The following is an 18,418-nucleotide window of genomic DNA, read 5'->3' as shown; positions in this document are numbered from 1 at the left end:
TTCAAGATCGGGTTTGACAGCTTGCATACTTCCATACTAGAAATCTTTGTGCAAGGCTGACCGACAATTCGACGCCGCCTGCACGAGGGAAGGAAAGACGCAATGCAACAAACATGGCGCTGGTTCGGGCCAAATGACCCGGTTTCCATCGATGACATCCGGCAGGCCGGGGTCGAGGGAATCGTGTCGGCATTGCATCAGATCGCGCCCGGCGCGCTCTGGCAGCCCGAGGACATTGCGCAGCGTCAGGCCGACGTGGCGCAGTTGCACGACGGCAGCCCGTCGGGCCTGCGCTGGGATGTGGTCGAAAGCCTGCCCGTCTCCGAGGACATCAAGCGCCAGACCGGCGACTGGCGCGAACATCTGGACACCTACAAGCAAAGCCTGCGCAATCTGGCACAGGCCGGGATCGAGGTGGTCTGCTACAATTTCATGCCGCTGATCGACTGGACCCGCACCGACCTTGCGCATCGGCTACCGGGCGGCGCGACCTGCATGCGCTTTGATCTGGTGGATTTCGCCTGTTTCGACATCCACATTCTGCAGCGCCCCGGCGCCGCCGAGAGCTTTGCCGAAGACGTGGTCGCCGAGGCCGAACGCCGCCATGCGGGCATGACCGATGCCGACAAGGTCGCGCTGACCGGCAATATCGTCAGCGGCCTGCCCGGCGCCGCCGAACACCTGACACTGGACGATCTGCGCGCCCGGCTTGCGGTCTATGCCAATATCGCGCCAGAGCGGCTGCGCGCCCATATGGCGGATTTCATTGCCGAAATCGCCCCCGTTGCGCAGGATCTGAACCTGCGGCTGTGCTGCCACCCCGACGATCCGCCCTTCCCGCTGCTTGGGCTGCCGCGCATCATGTCGACCGAAGCGGATTATCGCGCCCTGCTCGACATGGCGGATCTGCCCGCAAACGGCATCACGCTGTGCTCTGGCTCGCTTGGCGCGCGTCATGACAACGATCTGCCCGGCATGATGGACCGGCTTGGCGATCACGTGCATTTCCTGCACCTGCGCAACGTGCGCATCGAAGGCGACGCCGCGGTGAATTCCTTTCACGAGGCCGAACATCTGGGCGGCGGCACCGACATGGTGGCGCTGGTCGCCGCCGTGCTGCGCCAGGAACGCAAGCGCCGCGAAGCAGGCCGGGCCGATTGGTCGATCCCGTTCCGCCCCGATCACGGGCAGAACATCCTCGACGATCTCACCCGGCGCACCCAGCCGGGCTATCCGGCGATCGGGCGGCTCAAGGGGCTGGCAGAGCTGCGCGGCATCATGACCGCGCTGAGCCACCCGCAAGAAGGAACCATCCAATGAGCGCCGCAAGACTTGGCACCAAGGCCGCGCTTGGGCCGCTGGTGCAGGCGCCGGCCTATGATCCCGAGCAGCGCGGCGAAGGCATCGTGCATCTTGGCTTCGGGGCGTTTCACCGGGCGCATCAGGCGGTGTACACCGATGATGCCTTGGCCGCAGCCCCCGCAGACTGGCGCATCGTCGGCGTCAGCCTGCGCTCTGCCGATATTGCGCGCGAGATCAACGCGCAGGATGCGCGCTACACGGTGATCGAACGCGATGCCTCGGGCAGCCGCGCCCGGATCATCGGCGCCGTAAGCCGGGTGATCGCCGCCGACCCCGCCGCCACGCTCGCCGCGCTTTGCGCCCCGCAAATCCGCATCGTGACGATCACCGTCACCGAAAAAGGCTATGGTATCGATCTGGCCAGCCATGCGCCCGACCGCGCTGACCCGGCGGTGGCCGCCGATCTTGCAACGCCGGAGGCGCCGCGCGGCGTGCTTGGCCTGCTGGTCGAGGCAAGCCGCCTGCGCCGCGAGGCCGGGCATCTGCCGCTGACCATCCTGTCCTGCGACAATCTTCCGGCCAATGGCGTGGTGTTGCGCGACGGCGTAATCGGCTTTGCCCGCGCGGCGCGCGGCGATGCCCTTGCCGAGTGGATCGCACAGACCATCGCCTTTCCCTGCTCGATGGTCGACCGGATCACCCCGGCCCCCTCTGCCGAGACCGCAAGCGAGGCGCTGCGGCTGACCGGCTGCGAGGATCGCGCCGCCATCGAGACCGAACCTTTCGTGCAATGGGTGATCGAGGACAGCTTTCCAACCGGTCGCCCGCAGTGGGACGCGGGCGGCGCGCTGTTCGTCAAGGATGTGGCGGGCTACGAGCGCATGAAGCTGACCATGCTCAACGGCAGCCATTCGATGCTGGCCTATGCCGGGCATCTGACCGGCTGCACCTACGTGCGCGATGTCATGCAGACCCCGGCGCTTGCGGCGCTGGTCCGGCGTCATATGGCGGCCGCGGCGGCCTTGCTCGACCCGCTGCCCGGCGCCCCCTTCGACGCCTATGCCGAGGCGCTGGCGCAGCGTTTTGCCAACCCGTCGATCGCGCATCAGACCTTTCAGATCGCCACCGATGGCACGCAGAAACTGCCGCAGCGGATCTTTGAACCGGCGCTGCTGGCCATTGCGCAAGGCCGCCCGCTGCGCCCCTTTGCCTTTGCGGCGGCGATGTGGATGCGCTTTTGCCTCGGGCGGCAGGATGATGGCACCCTTTACGAGCTGCGCGACCCGCGCGCGGCCCAGATCAAGGCGGCCCTGCCCGAGCAGCCCGACGCCGCAAGCCTGTCCGCCGCGCTGCATGGCCTGCCCGGACTGATTCCCGAAACCCTGGGCAAGAACCCGGACTGGCGCGCCGCCATCGAAGAGATACTGACGGTTGCGCTTGAACAGGGTAGCCTTGCCTGTGTGGAACAGGAAGCTGCGAGCGCAAACACTTACAGTCACGTCTGAAACAGGGGCAAAAACGATTGTGCGTCGCGTCAAAGACTGATCTGGTATACTAGAATGCTCACCACCGCCCGGCGCTGTATCCTGAGGAGGGACAGGCCAGACAGGGCACAACCGGCAGCCAACGGACTGCCAGACTTTTCCAAAGGGAGGAACTCCATGACCATCAAAGCAACGGGCCTTGCGAAGGCCATCGCGCTTGCCGCGACCGTAACCGCGAGCCTGACCGGCGCGGCCTCGGCAGAGATCACGCTGCGCGGCGCCAGCATGTTCGACGAACAGCACGCCTACACCAAGACCCTGCGCGCATTCGAAAAGCAGCTGTCCGAAAACTACGACGGCGAGCTGGAATTCGAGATGCACCTCAACGGTGAACTGGGCGACGAGAGCGATTTCGTCACCTTCCTGCAGCAGGGCGTCGCGATTGATTACGCGGTGATGGCCCCGGCGAACATGGCGGTGTTTGCACCGTCGATCCCGCTGATGGACATGCCGTTCCTGTTCCGCGATCTCGATCACTGGAACGCCGTGCTGTCTTCGGACGTGCTCAAGCCGCTTGAAGACGAGCTTTATGATAAGGCCGACATCAAGGTCATCGGCTATGCCGGGGGCGGCACGCGCAATCTGGTGTCCGACGGCGAGATTTCCAACATGGACGAGCTGGCCGGTCACAAGATGCGGGTGATGGGCGCGCCGATTCAGGCCAAGATCTTTTCGGCGCTTGGCGCGGCGCCTTCGGCCATCGCCTATAACGAGGTCTATAACGCCATCCAGACCGGCGTGATCGGCGGTTTCGAAAACGAGGCCGCGTCGATCCAGAACCTCAAGTTCTACGAGGTCGCGCCGAACGTCACGCTGACCAAGCACACGATCACCGTGCGCCCCGTGGTGATGAGCGGCAAGACCTTCCGCAAGCTGCCCGAGGATCTGCAGCAGGCCGTGCTTGATGCCGGTGCCGCCGCCGGTGCCTATGGCCGCGAGCTGGAAAGCCGCGAGGACGGCGAGAAGCTGCAGCAGATGGTCGACGCGGGCCAGATCACCGTCACCGAATTCGAGGGCCGCGATGCGATGCTTGATCTCGTGGTTCCGGTGCAGGACGCCTATGCCGAAGAGCTCGGCGCCACCGAGCTGCTGAGCGCGATCCGCGCGAAGTAAGGCGCAAGACCGGTCGCGCCGGGCATTTCCCCGGCGCGATTGCCCCTGCCCCGGCGAGCTTCGCCGCTGAACACAAAGGCAATACGACATGATCGGCAAGATACTCGAGCGGTTCTGCCTTGGTCTGAGGGTGATCATCGGCATCCTCACCATGGCGCTGGCCATCCCCGTCGCGGCGCAGGTGCTGGCGCGCTACACCGGCATCATCCCCGTTTACCTGTGGACCGAAGAGCTGGCGACCTTCATCTTCGTCTGGGTCGTGATGATCGGCTCGATGATCGCGGTCTGGGACGGGACGCATTTCGCGGTGCTGGTGATCCCGGACGCGACCTCTCCGCTTGGCACGCTGATCCAGAACGGCTTTGTCTTTGTGCTGCTGATCATCTTCGGCGCGATCTTTGCAATCTACGGCATCGAATACACCAAATTCGGCGCGATCCAGCATTCGGTGATGATGAACGCCAACATGGCGCTGACCCATGTGTCCGTGCCCATCGCTGGCGCCGCATGGGCGATCTTTGCAACCTACCGGCTGGCGCAAGCCGTCGCCACCTATCGCGATGCAAGGAGCGCCGCACAATGATCGTCTCGACCGCACTGGCCTGTGCCCTGCTCGTGGGCGGTTTCCTCTTGCTTGTCATGCTGCGCGTGCCCGTTGCCTTTGCCCTCGGGCTGGCCACGGTGCCGGTGGTGCTGCTTGATTTGCGCCTGACCCCGTTCATCCTGCTGGACCGCATGTTCCAGTCCTACAATTCCTTCATCCTGCTGGCGGTGCCGTTCTTTCTGCTGGCGGCGAACCTGATGAATTCAGGCCAGATCACCGACAAGCTGATCAACCTCGCTAGGGTGCTGACCGGCTGGATGCCGGGCGGTCTGGGCCATGTGAACGTCATGGTCTCGATGCTGTTCGCGGGCATTTCCGGCTCTTCGACCGCCGATGCGGCGGGCTGCGGCAAGATCCTGATTCCGGCGATGAAGCGCGAAGGCTTCGATCTGCGCTTTGCCGTCGCCATCACCGCCTGTTCGTCGGTGATGGGGGTGATCATCCCGCCCAGCATCCTGATGGTGGTCTGGGGCGGGGTCATGCAGATCTCGGTCGGCGGGCTGTTCCTTGCCGGTGCCATTCCGGGGCTGCTGATCGGCGCTGCCCTGCTGGGCACCGTCTATGTCTACGCCCGGATTTACGGCTACCCGATCAGCGACCGCCCCACCCTGTCGAGCTTCTGGAGCGCGTTCAAAGGCGCGATCCTTGCGATGCTCACCCCGATCTTTGTGGTTGGCGGCATCATAGGCGGCATCGTGACCCCGACCGAAAGCGCCATCATCGCGGCGTTCTATTCGATGATCCTCGGGCTGTTCGTCTATCGCACCGTGAGCTTCAGCCAGCTTGGCGAGATCTTCTACGACACCGGGCGCTTTGCCTCGATCTCGCTGTTCGCCATCGGCACCGCGACGGCCTTTGGCTGGCTGCTGGCCTTTTACAAGGTGCCGGGCCTCATCGTCGGCTGGCTGACCATGTTCGAAGCCGGGCCGTTCGAAACCGGCCTGCTGATCGCGCTGCTGTTCCTGCTGTTCGGCCTGTTCATCGACGCCATCCCGACGATCATCATCCTCGGCACCGTTCTGATGCCGGTGGCGGCCACCGCGGGCATCCACCCGGTGACCTTCGCGATCATCGGCATCATCTCGCTGGCCTTTGGCCTTGTGACACCGCCTTACGGGCTGTGCCTGCTGATCTCGGCGGCGATCGGAGAGATCAGCGTGATGAAGGTGATGCGCGACGTCATCATCATCCTGATCCCGATGCTGATCATCCTGCTGCTGGTGATCCTGTTTCCCGAGCTTGCGCTGTGGCTCCCACGCAAGCTCATGCCGGGCGCGGTTTAACCTCCCCCACGCCCAGACGCGCCCCCGGTTCCGGCCGGGGGCGCGTTTTTATTGGCAAGCATCGTCAGCGGGTCATGCCGGGCCAGTGCAATCCGTAGGCATCCGGCTCAGTCGTCCCACTTGGGCAGGGTCTCGAGCATGTCGCTGGTCATGGTGGTGGTGTAGGCGCCGTTCTGATAGGTCAGCTCGCTCAGCGAAATGACCACGTCCTCGTCGCCGATGTCGAGCCAGCCACCAACTTCGATAACAGCAGCCACCGGCGCGCCGTCGGCATCGATCAGGATATCCTCGACTTCGCCGACCTGATTGCCATCAGGGCCGATGATGTCGATATCATCCACCGAGCGCAGCAGATCGACGTTCAGGCCCTGAGCTGTGGCAGCGCCACCGGCAAGGATAAGGGCGAGCGCGGGAAGGATAGTGCGGGTCATGTGATCTCCGTTCTTCTGGATGTCTCTGCCCCTACAACCGATGCGCGGCGTCAAGGTTCCACCTGACACCGCAAAGCCGCCAACTGTCATGAAAGCTTCAGCAAACTGTCGCGCCGGTTTTAACTCGGCGGGGCATCTGTCGCCGCGACTGCACAGCTGTGCAGTGCCTTGGACAGGACCGGCAGATGAGCGACATTCGCATCGATACTCTTGGCAAACGTTTCGGCAACACACAGGTGCTGCACGACGTGTCACTGGCCATCAACGAGGGCGAATTCGTCGCCGTGCTGGGGCCGTCTGGCTGCGGCAAGACCACACTGCTGCGCTGTCTCGCCGGGTTCGAACGCCTGTCCGCCGGGACCATCGCCGTTGGTGGGCGGACCGTTTCCAGCCCGGGGCGCCATACGCCCCCCGAAGATCGCGGCATCGGCGTGGTGTTCCAGAACTATGCGCTGTGGCCGCATATGACGGTGGCGCAGAACGTCGCCTACGGGCTGAAGATCGCCGGTCTGGCCAAGGCCGAGCGCGCGGCGCGGGTCGCAAAGGTGCTCGACACCGTCGAGCTTGGCCCGCTGGCCGATCGCCGCCCCGCCGATCTGTCGGGCGGTCAGCGCCAGCGCGTCGCCCTTGCGCGCTGCCTTGCGATGCAAAGCCGGGTGGTGCTGCTGGACGAGCCGCTGGCCAATCTCGACGTGCATCTGCGCGCCGCGCTCGAAGAGGAATTCGCCCGCTTCCATGCGCAATCGCGCGCCACCATGTTCTACATCACCCATGATCAATCCGAGGCGCTGGCCCTCGCCGATCGCATCGCGGTGATGGACAAGGGCCGCATCCTGCAATTCGCCGCGCCCCGCGCGCTGTATAGCGAACCGGCCGATGAGACCGTGGCGAATTTCATCGGCGAGGGCCGCGTCATCGACGTGCGCAGCCTAGAGCCGATGGGCGCCGGGCGCGCCCGCGCCGAGCTGCTCGGGCGCAACGCGCCGCTGCGCTGTCGACCCGATCAGCGCGCCCAACCCCGCGCGCGGGTCAGCTTTCATCCCGGCGATCTGCACCTTGTGCCCGAGGCCGAGGGCATCCCCGCCCATGTCATCCGCGCCAGCTATCGCGGTGCCTTCCTGCGCGCCGAGGTCATGGCCGGGCCGCGCGCCGACATTCCGTTCACACTCAACATTCCTGCGCCCGCGTCGCTGACGCAGGGCCAGCGGATCACCATCGCCCTGCGCGACGGCTGGGTGCTTCCCGCCGCCGCCTGATACTTTCTCCCCCACAAAAGGACGCCAGACATGATGCGCCTCTCCCTGACGCTTGCCGCCGCGCTGCTTTCCAGCGCCGCCTATGCCGACACCACCCTCACCCTCTATACCAGCCAGGCCCCCGAGACCGCCCAGCAGACCGTCGATGCCTTCGAGGCCGCCCATCCCGACATCAAGGTGGAATGGACCCGCAACGGCACCTCGGCGCTGATGAACGTCATGCGCGCAGAAATCGAGGCCGGCCAGATCCAGCCCGACGTGCTGCTGGTGGCCGACGTCATCAACCTTGGCGAGCTGAAGGCCGGCGGCCACCTGATGGCCTATCCCGAGGCGCCGATCCAAGCCTATGCGCCCGAAACCTATGACCCCGACATGACCTTCTTTGGCACCAAGGCGCTGACCACCGGCATCGCCTATAACACCAACATCGCCGAGCCGGTCTCGACATGGGCCGAGCTGCTGAGCGAAGAAAACCGCGGCCAGATCGCCGTGCCCTCGCCGCTGTATTCGGGCGCCGCGCTGAACCACCTGCACGCGCTGATCAATTCCGATATCGGCTGGGCGTTCTACGAAGGGCTGAACGATCTGGACATCGTGCCCGAGGGCGGCAACGGCCCGGCGACCAACGCCGTCGCCACCGGCATGGTCAAATACGCGCTGATCGTCGATGGCAACGCCCTGCGCGCCAAGGCCGACGGCTCGCCCGTCGATTACATCGTGCCTGACGATGGCGTCAGCTTCATCACCGAACCCGCCGCGATCATGGCCAGCACCGAGCACCCGGAAGAAGCCAAGCTGTTCATCGACTTCCTGCTCTCGGAAGAGGCCCAGAAGCTGGTCGCCGAACAAGGCAACCTGCCGCTGCTGCCCGGCGTCGCCGCGCCCGAAGGCTTTCCCGCGCTCGAAGACATGACCCTGCTTGGCTACGATGCCGACGCGGCGGTGAAGTCCAACGAAGACGTGCGCGCCAAGTTCGCCGATATCTTCGGGCTCTGATCAGGTGCCCCTCGCACATAGCCTTGCGAAGCGCCCCCTGCGGGCGCTTCGTCTGCCGGCAGCCCTGCGCGGCGAGCGCGGCCTGCTGATCGCGCTGGCCTTGTTCGTGGGCGCGCTGTCGATCCTGCCGCTGGGCCGGCTGGCCTATGCGGCGCTGTTCCCCAAGGGCGTGTTTGACGCGACGCGCATCGTCGAGATCCTCGGCAATCGCCGGATCTTCGAAGCGACGCTCAACACAATATGGATTTCCATCGCCGCGACGCTGCTGGCCACCGTCGTCGGCACGCTGGCGGCGCTGCTGAGCGCACTCAGCGACATGCGGGCGCGCACGCTGTGGGTTTTCGGCTTCGTGCTCCCCTTGATGATCCCGCCGCAAGTCATTGCGCTGGCGTGGATTCAGGCGTTTTCGCCCGCCTCTCCGATCCTTGGCCCGCTTGGCCTTGCGCTGCCTGCGGGCACCCGCCATCCGCTGTATTCCATGGGCGGCATCATCCTGTTGCTCGGGCTGTATAACGCGCCTCTGGTGTTCCTGTCGGTGCGCGCGAGCCTCTACCGGGTGCCCTCGTCGATGCTCGAGGCGGCGCAGGCGCAGGGCGCGCGCGGCTTTCCACTGATCCGCGACATCGTTTTGCCACTGGCGCGGGGCGGGATCTTTGCCGGGGCGGCGCTGGCCTTTGTCTCGTCGATTGGCAATTTCGGCATTCAGGCGATGCTGGGCATCCCCGCCCGCGTGCCGACGCTGATCACACTGATTTACCGGCAGCTCAATTCCTATGGCTCCTCGGCGCTCAATGACATGGCGCTGCTGGCGCTGTTGCTGGCCGGGCTGACGGTGCTAGGCATGGCGCTGACCGCATGGCTTGGGCGGCGCAGCGACCAGCGCGTCGATGCCACCCGCCGCCCGCCGCGCCGCGCGCTGGGGCGCTGGCGGCTGCCGATCGAGGCCACGGCCTGGGCCTATCTGCTGGCCTGTCTTGCGCTGCCGCTGTCGGCGCTGCTGGGCACGGCGCTGGTGCGCGGCGTCGGCCAGCCGCTGACGCGCGACACGGTGACGCTGGAAAATTTCAGCAACGCGCTGTTTCACCACGATGGCATCCGTCAGGCCTTTGGCACCTCGCTGCTGCTGACGCTGGGCACGGTGGCGGTGCTGATCCCGGTGGCGGTGGCGCTTGGCTATGTGCTGTGCTGGCGGCCCGGCTGGGTGGCGCGGGCGCTGGCTGTCGCCTCCGAGCTGGCCTATGCGCTGCCGGGCATCATCATCGGCGTGGCGATGATCCTGTTCTTCCTGCGCCCCCTGCCGTTCATCGGCACCGGGCTGTACGGCACGGTCTGGGTGATCTTTGCCGCCTACCTGTCAAATTTCCTCGCCCTCGCGCTGCGGCCAATCCTTGGCGGCTATGCCCAGATCGAGCGCGGCCTAGACGAGGCGGCGCAGCTGGCCGGGGCGGGCATCTTTGCGCGGCTGCGCGACGTGGTGCTGCCCTCGCTGGCGCCCTCGGTGATGGCCGCCGCGATCCTCGTGTTCATGACCGCGATCAACGAGATCCAGACCTCGGTGCTGCTGGTGTCATCGCGCGCGCAGACCATCGGGCCGATGATCATCTTTCTCGACGAGGCAGGCTCTTCGACCCTCGCCGCCGCCGTGGGCTGCCTGATGGTGGCGCTGGTGCTGGCGCTGATGGGGCTAAGCCTGCTGCTGGGGCGACGCCTGCCCGAAGGAGTGTTGCCATGGCGGGACTGACCGCATTTTCAGCGCCCGCACCGCAGAGCGCGGCTGCAAACGCCCGCCTGACCGCGCTCAGCGGCATGGGCCGCAAAAGCGCCGCCGTCTTCCTGCTCGAACTGGAGGGCCGCCGCCTGCTGCTGGATCTGGGCGATGGGCTGGAGGCGGGCGAGCGCCCGGACCTGAGCGGCGCTGGCAGGATCGACGCGGTGATCCTGAGCCACGCCCATGAAGACCACGCAGGCGGGCTGGATCGCCTGCCCGAGATCGGCAGCCCCCCGGTGTTTGCCAGCGCCGAAACCCTGCGCCAGCTCGGCCAGCGCCTGCCCGCCGCCCACGCCCTGCCCGAACAGGGCGAGGCCGAGGTGCTGGGCCTGCCGCTGCTGCTTGGCCGATCCGGTCACGCGCCCGGCGGCATCTGGATGCGGCTGCCAACCCGTGGCGGGCTGCTCTATACCGGCGATTTCAGCGTCGAGGCGCCGCTGCTGCCCTGCGATCCCTTCCCGAGGGCCGAGGTGGTGATTGCCGATGCCTCTTACGGCGATCGCGACGAGGCCCTGCGCGGCCAGATCGACGCCTTGGCCAGCCTTTGCGCCGACGGGGCGATCCTGCCCTGCCCGCCGCATGGGCGCGGCGCCGACATGGTGACGGCGCTCAGCGCGCGTGGCCTCAGCGTAAAAACCTGCGCCGAGGTGGCCGACGACTGCGCCCGTCTTACCGGCACCCGCCCCGACACCGTCTCGCCAGCCACGGCTAGCCCGCGCGACATCATCATCGCCACCGGCCCCAATGCCGAACGCGGGCTTCCGGCGGCGCTGCGCAACACCCCCGGCTTTCGCTTCGTGTTTTCCAGCCATGTGCCGCGCAGCAGCCCGGCATGGGCGATGATCGACAGCGGCCGCGCGCAGTGGAGCGGCTGGAACGTTCACCCAAGGCTGCGCGACATCCTTTCCCTTGCCGAACAAACCGGTGCCCGCCGCATCCTGCCCGCCTTTGTCGATCTGGCGCAGGCACCGCGCCTGTCGCAGGCGCTGGGGGCGCGCCTGTGCCAAGACAGCAGTCTAGAGGTCTGATCCATGCATTTCCTGCCAAGCAACACCCCGGCCCTTGAGCGCGCCGAAGATGAAACCCCGCTGCTGTTCGCGGTTCCGGACACGCAGACCCCCGGCCTCAGCGCCCTGTGGCTGGGCAACCTGACCGCCGCCGAGGATGCCCCGGCGCTGGCGCAAGCTGGCATCACCGGCTCGGTGAACCTTGCGATGAACATCTTTCCCGGGCCGCTGATCCTGCCCGATGGCACCCATATGCGGCGCTACCAGATCGGCATGATCGACGGGCCGGGCAATGCGCCGCAAACGCTTGCCGCCGCAGTGATGCTGATCGACGGGCTGGCCCAGTGCTACACCGCTGGCAAGCCGCATTACCCGGGGCATCGGCGCGGCGGGTTGCTGGTGCATTGCCGGGGCGGGCGGTCGCGCTCGGTCGGGGTGCTGGCGCTGTGGCTGCACTGGCGCCAACGCGCACGCTATCCCTCGCTCGACAGCGCGCTGGACGCGATGCGTGCGCTGCGCGGGCAGGATGACAGCTACCCGCTGCCGCCGATGATCGCGCTGGCCCGCGAGGTGCTGGCGCAAGGCCTGCTGCGATGAGCCGCCGCTTTGTCTCGGCTGCCGATGTGGCGCGGCTGGCAGGGGTGTCGCGCTCAGCGGTGTCGCGCGCCTTTACCCCCGGCGCGCAGGTGTCGCAGACCGCCCGCGAGCGCATTCACGAGGCCGCCGACGCGCTTGGCTACCGCGTCAACCGGCTGGCGCGCACGCTGCACCAGACCCGCTCGGATCTGGTGGGCGTGGTCGGGGGCAATCTGGGCAACCCCTATATCTCGGCGCAGCTCGATGCGCTGAGCGCCGGACTGCAACGGCGCGGGCTGCAATGCCTGCTGCTCAACAGCGGCGGCAACGGAGACCTTGCGGCGCTGCTCGATTATCGCGTGCGTTCGGTGGTGCTGCTGTCCGGTGCGGCGCCCGAAGAGCTGATCCGCCTGTGCGCCCGCAACGGCGCGCATATGGTGCTGATCGGCAGGCCCGCCCCGCCCGAGGGCCTGCCAGCCGATCTGATCCTTGCCGACAGCGCCAGCGGCGGGCGCATCGCGGCGCGTCGCCTGATCGCGGCGGGGTGCCGACGCGTCGCCGTGGTGATTTCCGCCTCGCGCACCAGTGCCAAGCAGGACCGCGCCGAGGCCTTCTGCGCCGAGATGGCGCAGGCGGGCCGCTCCGTCACCCGCTGGACCCAAGGCCCAAACAGCTACGAAACCGGCTGCGCCGCCGCCCGCGCGCTGCTGGCAAAGCCGGGCATCGACGGCATCTTCGGCGTCACCGACGAGCTGGCCCTTGGGGTGCTGAACACCGCCCGCGCCGAAATGGGGCGCAAGGTGCCGGGCGATCTGTCGGTCATCGGCTTTGACGATGCGCCAGTGTCGGACTGGGCCAGCCATGGGCTGACCACCATCCGCCAATCGCTGGAAACCCTGACCGAGGCCACGCTGACGGCGATCGAGCGCGGCGCGGGCAGCACGCCGCGCCGGGTGCTGTTGCCGGTGTCGCTGGTCGAACGCAGCAGCGTGGCCCCGGCGATCCGCGACCAGCTGTAAAGCGCGCTCAGGCCTCAGCCACCACCCGCCGCACGGTGCGGGCAAAGGCCTCGGCCACGCGCTCGCGGGCGATGTGGCGACCCTCTGTCACCACCTGCCGCCCGGCGACCCAGACGTCGCTGACCGCACCGTCATTGCCGAACATCCAGCGTTCGATCAGCCCTTCGCCCAACCCGAGCGGATCGGACAGCGCCACCAGATCTGCCGGTGCGCCCGGCGCGATCTGCGCCGCTGGCGCGCCAAGCGCCTGCGTGCCGCCGCTCAGCGCCCGCGCATAAAGCCGCGTGCCGACGCCGCCGCCATCGGTCAGCAGGTTGCGCGCCCGGTGGGTCAGGCGCTGGCCGTATTCCAGCAGGCGCAATTCCTCGTCCAGCCGGATGCGGATGTTGCTGTCGGTGCCGATGCCAAAGCGCCCGCCCTGCCCAAGGAACGCCTGCGCCGGAAAAATGCCATCGCCAAGGTTGGCCTCGGTCACCGGGCATAGCCCCGCCACCGCGCCCGAGCGGGCGATCAGCGCGATTTCCTCTGCCGCCAGATGCGTGGCATGGATCAGGCACCAGCGCGGGCCGACATCGGCGATTTCATAAAGCAATTCCACCGGGCGGCGGTTGAAGATGGCAAGGCAATCCTCGACCTCGCGCATCTGTTCGGCGACATGGATATGCACCGGGCGGCCGGGCAGCGCCTCGGCCAGTGCGGCCAGATCATCGGCATCGGCGGCGCGCAGCGAATGGGGCGCATAGCCCACCACATCGCCGGGCCGCGCCAGCCCGTCGCAGCGCGCCACCAGCGCGGCAAACGCCTCCAGCCCGTGCAGGAACCGCTTTTGCCCGCCCCCCGCTTGCGCCCGGCCAAAGCCGCCATGGGCATAGAACACCGGCAGATGGGTCAGCCGGATCCCGGTTTCCGACGCCGCCGCAAAGATCCGCGCCGACATCTCGGCGGGGTCGGCATAGGGCCGCCCGTCAGGGCCGTGATGCAGGTAGTGAAATTCGCCAACGCGGGTGTAACCGGCTTCGAGCATCTCGATATAGGCCATCTCGGCGATCGCCATCATGCCCTCGGGATCAAGGCCAAGCGCAAAGCGGTACATCATCTCGCGCCATGTCCAGAAGCTGTCCTGCCCCGGCCCGCGGGTTTCGGTCATGCCGGCAAAGCCGCGTTGAAAGGCATGGCTGTGCAGGTTCTGCCCGCCGGGCAGCAGCGCATCGACCCCGGTTCCGCTGCCCGGCCCGACATCGGCGATGACCCCATCCGCCACCGTCACGCAGATGTTTTCCGCCCAGCCATCGGGCAGCAATGCCCGCTTTGCCTCGATCTTCATGCTGCTCTCCCCTTGCGGGCTTCTCCGCCTGCCTGCAAAAAGTCTATATTTATCGAACCCTCAAGGGAAGGCAGAGCGATGCAGACGCTGTGGACAAATGCACAGGTGGTGACCGGGAAAGACGGCGTCACCGCCGAGCCGCTCGACGTGGTGACCGAAAACGGGCGCATCACCGCCGTCGGCTCCGGCCTCAAGGCGGACCACGTTGTCGATTGCGGCGGCGCGCTGATGACGCCGGGGCTGGTGGATTGCCACACCCATATCATCCATGGCGGCGACAGGGCGCGCGAATTCGAACTGCGGCTCGAAGGCGCAAGCTATGAGAAAATCGCCCGCGAGGGCGGCGGCATCGCCGCGACCGTCGCCGCGACGCGGGCGCTGAGCGAGGATGATCTGCTAGAGCAGGCCCTGCCCCGGCTCGATGCGCTGCTGGCCGAGGGCGTCACCACCATCGAGGTGAAATCCGGCTACGGGCTTGAGATCGAAACCGAATTGCGGATGCTGCGCGCCGCCCGCCGCCTTGCGAGCGAGCGCCGGGTGCGGGTGGTGACCACGTGGCTTGCTGCCCACGCCCTGCCCGCTGGCACCACCGATCGCGCCGCCTATATCGATGACATCTGCATCGAAGGGCTGAACCGCGCCCATGCAGACGGGCTGGTCGACGCGGTGGACGGGTTCTGCGAAAGCATCGCGTTTAGCACCGAAGAGCTGGAGCCGCTGTTCGAGCGCGCCGCCGATCTGGGCCTGCCGGTCAAGCTTCATGCCGAGCAGCTGTCGCGTCAGGGCGGCTGCCGGATGGCGGCGCGGCACGGGGCGCTGTCGGTGGATCATGTCGAATACGCCGCCGGGCCTGACGCCAGCGCGCTGGCCAAGGCTGGCACCGTCGCGGTGCTGCTGCCCGGCGCCTTCTACATGCTGCGCGAAACCCGCCTGCCCCCGGTGCAGGCCTTCCGCGAGGCGGGGGTGCCGATGGCGCTGGCCACCGATTGCAACCCCGGCACCTCGCCGCTGACCTCGCTGTTGCTGACCATGAACATGGGCGCGACGCTGTTTCGCATGACGGTGCCGGAATGCCTCGCCGGGGTGACCAGCGTTGGCGCGCAGGCGCTGGGGCTGGCGGATGTGGGGGTGATCGCGCCCGGCATGGCCGCCGATTTCTGCCTGTGGAACGCCGACAGCGCCGCGCAGCTGGTGGCGCGCATCGGCTTCAACCCTTTGAAACACCGCGTCTTTGCCGGAGAGATCGCGTAACCCTGCCCCCCAGCACCGTCGCGGTATCACGATGAGGTGCCGCGCCCCTTTGCCCTGCCCGGACTGACAGGCTGATCCGGCTGCGCCTGCCGCGCATTCCGGGATAACCGCCCTGCCTAGCCCGGCGTCGGTGTAAAGCGCGCCCGCAGCCTGTGGCCGCCGCCGGGATAGACAAACCGCGCCTCGGTCACCAGATCGCCGTTCTTCCATGTGCGCCGGGTCATCACCAGCAGCGGCGCGCCGGGGGCGATGCCCAGCCGGGCGGCGGAGACTGCGTCGGCGGCCTCGGCGGTGATCTCGTTTTCGGCCTCGGACCACGGCACATGCGCCAGAAGCCATGTGCCGGGGGGCTGATCGGCAAAGGGTTCGTCACGCGCATCTGGCACCGAGTCCAGCGCGATAACCCGATGTTCGAAACAGAAGGGCACGGAATCCTTGCGGTGCAGGCAGCTGAGATCGACCCCGCCATCTGTCACCCGCCGCGACAGGATTTCGTGGCTGTACCAGCCGCCCGCCGCCAGAACCTCGTCCTTGACGTTGTGAATCTCCAGCACGGCGTTCTGCGAGCGTTGCGGCAGCACCACCGACCCGGCCCGCCGCCGCCGCAGCACCAGCCCGGCGCTGGCAAGCTGGGTCATCACCTTGTTCACCGTCATCCGCGAACAGCCGTAATGCTTGGCCAGACCCAGTTCAGAGGGCACGCGATACCCCGGCGGCCAGTCACCCGACAGGATATGCGCCTCCAGATCCTCGCGGATCTGATCGTGCAGCGATTTCGCTGGCTCCTCTCCCTTGGCAGAGGTCATTTCAACATGGCGGCGCCGCGATCGAGGTAGGTGTCGAGGAACTGCTCCAGCCGCGGCTCGCGGGGGGCGGCGAACACCACCTCGGGGGTGTCGTGAAACAGCAGCCGACCGCCATCGAGAAACGCGATGCGGTTGCCGACCGAGGCGGCAAAGCCGATTTCATGCGTCACCACCACCATGGTCATGCCCTCGGCGGCCAACTCGCGCATCACGCTGAGCACCTCGCCGGTGAGTTCCGGGTCCAGCGCCGAGGTCGGCTCGTCAAAGAACATGATCGTCGGGTCCAGCGCCAGCGCCCGGGCGATGGCGACGCGCTGCTGCTGGCCGCCCGACAGCTGCGCCGGGTAGTGGTGCGCGCGCTCTTTCAGTCCGACCTTGTCGAGCTGTTTCATGGCGCGCTCTTCGGCTTCGGCCCGGCCCATGCCGCGCACCCGGCGCAGCGCCAGCGACACGTTCCCCAGCGCCGTCATATGCGGCCACAGGTTGAACTGCTGGAACACCATGCCGATCTTGGAGCGCACCCGGCGCAGCTCGGCGGGCGACTGGCGCTTGCGCCCCGGCCCATCGGTAAAGCCCAGCGGCTCTCCCTCGATATGGATGTTGCCAGACGTGGCCTGTTCCAGAAACGCCATGCAGCGCAGCAGCGTCGATTTGCCCGACCCCGACGGGCCGATCAGGCAGGACACCGTGCCCGGCGCCACCTCGAGCGAGATGTCACGCAGCACCTGCGTGTCGCCGAACTGCTTGGAAACGTGGGAAACCTTGATGGCAGGATCGGACATGTCAGGCGCTCAACTTCGAAAGGTTGCGTTCGGCGAGGCGGCCCAGCCAATTGGCGAGCTCCACCAGCGCCCAGTAGACCAGCGCAAGGATCACCAGCGCCTCGACAAAGGCATATTGCTGCGATCCGATGGCCTGCACGGTCATGGTCATTTCGGGGACGGTGATCAGCGACAACAGCGCGGTTTCCTTGAGCAGGATCACCGCCATGTTGATCGAGGGCGGCATCACCAGCAGCGCCATTTCTGGCAGCAGGATCGCGGTGATGATCTGGTTGCGCGTCAGGCCGACGCATTCGGCGGCCTCGACATGGCCCGGCGGCACCGATTGATAGCCAGCGCGAAAGATCTCGGCGTAATAGGCGGCGCCATAGATCGAAATGCCCAGCAAGCCAGCAACCCACGGATCCAGCCGCAGCCCGATATAGGGCCCGCCGAAATACAGCAGGAAGATCTGCACGAGGAAGGGCGTGCCGCGCAGCACCTCGATGGGCAGTTGCAGCAGAACATCGACGGGGCGCCCGCCAAAGCGGCGCAGGGTGGCGATGACAAAGCCCAGAACGGCGGCGGCCAGCGTGCCCGCAATCCAGATCAGGATGGTGACGCCCAGCCCCGACAGGATCTGCGGCAGCTTGGCAAGGATGACGGCGAAATCAAAGCTCATCGGCTGGGCAATCCGGGCAGGGCGTTTTCCGCGCGCCGCCCGATCCAGGCGACGACGAGGTTGATGGCGAGGTAGATCAGACCAGCAGAGGCAAAGATCGGCAGCGGCTGGTAGGTCGAGGCGCTCAGGTTCTGCGCCATCTTGGTCAGCTCGATCAGCCCGACCACAGACACCAGCGACGAGGCCTTGAGGATCAGGATCGCCTCGTTCACCAGCGCCGGGAAGGTCACGCGCAGCGCGATGGGGGTGCGGATCCAGATAAAGCTCTGCACCTTGGTGAACCCGGCCATTTCGGCGGATTCGATCAGGCCGGGGGCGACGCCCTCAAAGCCGCCGCGCAGGTTCTCCGCCTGATAGGCGGCGGTGCACAGCGACAGACCGATGATGGCGGTGGCAAGGCTCGGCAGGGTGATGCCGATGACCGGCAGCAGGTTGAAGATCAGCAAAAGCTGCACCAGCAGCGGCACGCCGCGAAAGAAGCTGATGAACACCCCCGCCCCGGCATAGGCCACCCGGTTGCCCGACATGCGCAATCCCGACAGGATGATCGCCATGACCAGCCCCAGCAGGATCGATACCGTGCTGACGAAGATCGTCATCAACGACGCCTCGAGCAGCAGTGAAAACAGTTTCCAGGTCATGCGCGGCCTTGGTCAGGCTGGGCGGCACAAAGCCGCCCGCGGTTGTTCAGCACG

At 66.7% G+C, this 18,418-nt stretch carries 18 protein-coding genes; 12 read left to right on the top strand and 6 right to left on the bottom strand.

Annotated features, from left to right (window positions below; translation table 11 throughout):
- The first annotated feature begins 102 nt into the window (after positions 1-102).
- The 5 genes from uxuA (at position 103) to KO516_RS10595 (ending at position 5,846) form a co-directional block, all read left to right on the top strand.
- Entirely contained in the window at positions 103-1,320 is a 1,218-nt protein-coding gene (uxuA, locus tag KO516_RS10615; protein ID WP_216003764.1) for a mannonate dehydratase, read from the top strand.
- Complete coding sequence (locus KO516_RS10610) at positions 1,317-2,807, top strand: mannitol dehydrogenase family protein (RefSeq protein WP_216003763.1); 1,491 nt, start codon at positions 1,317-1,319, stop codon at positions 2,805-2,807. Before uxuA ends, KO516_RS10610 begins: the two co-directional genes overlap by 4 nt.
- A 156-nt stretch (positions 2,808-2,963) precedes the next feature.
- A complete protein-coding gene (locus KO516_RS10605) occupies positions 2,964-3,959 on the top strand; it encodes a TRAP transporter substrate-binding protein (RefSeq protein WP_216003762.1) in 996 nt (331 codons plus the stop codon).
- A gap of 88 nt (positions 3,960-4,047) precedes the next feature.
- Entirely contained in the window at positions 4,048-4,542 is a 495-nt protein-coding gene (locus tag KO516_RS10600) for a TRAP transporter small permease (protein WP_216003761.1), read from the top strand.
- The gene (locus KO516_RS10595) at positions 4,539-5,846 is read left to right on the top strand and encodes a TRAP transporter large permease (protein ID WP_216003760.1); all 1,308 of its coding nucleotides are present in this window, start codon (positions 4,539-4,541) and stop codon (positions 5,844-5,846) included. Before KO516_RS10600 ends, KO516_RS10595 begins: the two co-directional genes overlap by 4 nt.
- A gap of 107 nt (positions 5,847-5,953) precedes the next feature.
- Here KO516_RS10595 and KO516_RS10590 read toward each other — a convergent pair whose 3' ends face one another.
- Positions 5,954-6,277 (bottom strand): PRC-barrel domain-containing protein, encoded by a 324-nt coding sequence (locus KO516_RS10590; RefSeq protein WP_216003759.1) that lies wholly within the window; start codon positions 6,275-6,277, stop codon positions 5,954-5,956.
- Positions 6,278-6,462: 185 nt separating this feature from the next.
- On the opposite strand from KO516_RS10590, the gene KO516_RS10585 reads away from it, so the two are divergent.
- The 6 genes from KO516_RS10585 to KO516_RS10560 are packed head-to-tail and all read left to right on the top strand — an operon-like array spanning position 6,463 to position 12,899.
- Complete coding sequence (locus tag KO516_RS10585; protein ID WP_216003758.1) at positions 6,463-7,533, top strand: ABC transporter ATP-binding protein; 1,071 nt, start codon at positions 6,463-6,465, stop codon at positions 7,531-7,533.
- A 30-nt stretch (positions 7,534-7,563) separates the two neighbouring features.
- Positions 7,564-8,529: an ABC transporter substrate-binding protein gene (locus tag KO516_RS10580; RefSeq protein ID WP_216003757.1), complete on the top strand. Its 966-nt coding sequence runs from the start codon at positions 7,564-7,566 to the stop codon at positions 8,527-8,529.
- A gap of 4 nt (positions 8,530-8,533) precedes the next feature.
- The gene (locus tag KO516_RS10575; RefSeq protein WP_216003756.1) at positions 8,534-10,270 is read left to right on the top strand and encodes an iron ABC transporter permease; all 1,737 of its coding nucleotides are present in this window, start codon (positions 8,534-8,536) and stop codon (positions 10,268-10,270) included.
- A complete protein-coding gene (locus tag KO516_RS10570) occupies positions 10,258-11,325 on the top strand; it encodes an MBL fold metallo-hydrolase (protein ID WP_216003755.1) in 1,068 nt (355 codons plus the stop codon). The genes KO516_RS10575 and KO516_RS10570 overlap by 13 nt, the downstream gene beginning before the upstream one ends.
- Before the next feature lie 3 nt (positions 11,326-11,328).
- On the top strand, positions 11,329-11,901 hold the full coding sequence (locus KO516_RS10565; protein ID WP_216003754.1) for a dual specificity protein phosphatase: 573 nt from the start codon (positions 11,329-11,331) through the stop codon (positions 11,899-11,901).
- On the top strand, positions 11,898-12,899 hold the full coding sequence (locus tag KO516_RS10560; protein WP_216003753.1) for a LacI family DNA-binding transcriptional regulator: 1,002 nt from the start codon (positions 11,898-11,900) through the stop codon (positions 12,897-12,899). The genes KO516_RS10565 and KO516_RS10560 overlap by 4 nt, the downstream gene beginning before the upstream one ends.
- Positions 12,900-12,906: 7 nt before the next feature.
- Here the strand turns inward: KO516_RS10560 and KO516_RS10555 are convergent, their stop codons facing one another.
- Complete coding sequence (locus tag KO516_RS10555; RefSeq protein ID WP_216003752.1) at positions 12,907-14,223, bottom strand: formimidoylglutamate deiminase; 1,317 nt, start codon at positions 14,221-14,223, stop codon at positions 12,907-12,909.
- 78 nt (positions 14,224-14,301) lie between these two features.
- Here KO516_RS10555 and hutI point away from each other — a divergent pair, with 78 nt between their 5' ends.
- Positions 14,302-15,474: an imidazolonepropionase gene (gene hutI, locus KO516_RS10550; RefSeq protein ID WP_216003751.1), complete on the top strand. Its 1,173-nt coding sequence runs from the start codon at positions 14,302-14,304 to the stop codon at positions 15,472-15,474.
- 116 nt (positions 15,475-15,590) lie between these two features.
- Here hutI and KO516_RS10545 read toward each other — a convergent pair whose 3' ends face one another.
- From KO516_RS10545 to KO516_RS10530, 4 genes are read right to left on the bottom strand one after another with little or no spacing between them, the layout of a single operon-like run.
- Complete coding sequence (locus KO516_RS10545; protein WP_216003750.1) at positions 15,591-16,280, bottom strand: UTRA domain-containing protein; 690 nt, start codon at positions 16,278-16,280, stop codon at positions 15,591-15,593.
- Complete coding sequence (locus KO516_RS10540; RefSeq protein WP_216003749.1) at positions 16,277-17,062, bottom strand: amino acid ABC transporter ATP-binding protein; 786 nt, start codon at positions 17,060-17,062, stop codon at positions 16,277-16,279. Before KO516_RS10540 ends, KO516_RS10545 begins: the two co-directional genes overlap by 4 nt.
- A gap of 1 nt (position 17,063) precedes the next feature.
- On the bottom strand, positions 17,064-17,723 hold the full coding sequence (locus KO516_RS10535) for an amino acid ABC transporter permease (RefSeq protein WP_216003748.1): 660 nt from the start codon (positions 17,721-17,723) through the stop codon (positions 17,064-17,066).
- The gene (locus KO516_RS10530; protein WP_216003747.1) at positions 17,720-18,364 is read right to left on the bottom strand and encodes an amino acid ABC transporter permease; all 645 of its coding nucleotides are present in this window, start codon (positions 18,362-18,364) and stop codon (positions 17,720-17,722) included. Before KO516_RS10530 ends, KO516_RS10535 begins: the two co-directional genes overlap by 4 nt.
- Between the last annotated feature and the right edge of the window lie 54 nt (positions 18,365-18,418).

Origin of the sequence: Citreicella sp. C3M06, assembly GCF_018860705.1 — a bacterium.
Taxonomy (GTDB): domain Bacteria; phylum Pseudomonadota; class Alphaproteobacteria; order Rhodobacterales; family Rhodobacteraceae; genus Salipiger.
This window is presented reverse-complemented; position numbering and strand designations above follow the sequence as displayed.